Below are 1,077 nucleotides of genomic sequence, written 5' to 3'. Positions count from 1 at the left end.
GTTGAGCAAAGTCTTGAGCAACTTTCTAACATTTCGTCAGAGTTCGAACCATCAAGTCAACTACAACGAAAAATGGCCCTATAAATCGATCCTCCGCTTTTCGTTTGAAATGGTTCTAATAGATTGCTCTAATGCTAATATTTACTATATTATTAATATGTTGGTGTGTTTTAAATCGATCATCAGACAATACTGCACACCCTTCGATCCCCCATTTCAAACACAGGATGGCATAGTATGAGTGAAGCATTAAAGGTACTGAACAATATTCGTACACTTCGCGCACAGGCTCGTGAAACTGATCTGGAAACGCTGGAAGAGATGCTGGAAAAGTTAACAGCAATCGTTGAAGATCGTCGTGAGGAAGAAAGTGCCATCCGTAAAGAACAAGAACAACGTCAGGCTAAGCTTGAAGCCTTCCGCCAGAAACTGTTAGAAGATGGTATCGATCCTGCGGAGCTACTTTCAGCGGTAGGTTCCACTAAGCCTAAAACCAAATCGACACGCACTCCACGCCCTGCTAAATACAAATATACAGATGAAAACGGTAATGAACAGACTTGGACGGGTCAGGGCCGTACTCCGAAAGCAATAGTGGCTGCTATTGAAGCAGGTAAAACACTGGAAGATTTCCAGATTTAATCTCATTACATTTTTTATTAAAAGCCGCCAATGTAATATTGTCGGCTATGCTCTTCACTTTAATTCTTACGATACGAATATGAGAAAGATATGACTGACCTATTCGATATAATCTATTCAGATCACCGTTCAATTAAACATATACAAACCTGATCATGTGATTATAATATGATTCTTAGGCGAATCATTATCAGGGAAAACATGAACAGAGTTAATCTACGTCAGAGACAACGGAATTCTCTGTTATTATTTTCAAACTTATTATCTACTTGATAGTATTAGGTATAAATCAAGGTTTTAATAATAATTTTTAACGAAAATAACCTGATTTATCATACGAACCCAAATGGTTCTATGATAGTTTTAAAACAATTTCTTGTTTTTATGTATTTTTCATCTCTGTGTGAAAAATCTCTAGCCACTATCTATGTAAAT

General features: G+C 36.9%; 2 protein-coding genes. Both read left to right on the top strand.

Annotation, left to right across the window (positions count from 1 at the left end; translation table 11 throughout):
• A partial coding sequence (locus KHQ28_RS25555) for a DUF4756 family protein (RefSeq protein WP_211777727.1) occupies positions 1–84 on the top strand: 84 nt, incomplete at its 5' end.
• Positions 85–237: 153 nt separating this feature from the next.
• Positions 238–642, top strand: coding sequence for an H-NS family nucleoid-associated regulatory protein (locus KHQ28_RS25550; protein WP_064147899.1), 405 nt, complete (start codon positions 238–240; stop codon positions 640–642).
• Positions 643–1,077: the final 435 nt, after the last annotated feature.

The sequence above is a fragment of the Klebsiella sp. 28 genome (genome assembly GCF_018223905.1).
Classification (GTDB): Bacteria; Pseudomonadota; Gammaproteobacteria; order Enterobacterales; family Enterobacteriaceae; genus Klebsiella; species Klebsiella pneumoniae.
Note: the sequence above shows the minus strand (reverse complement) of the source record. Positions and strands in the feature narration are given on the sequence as shown.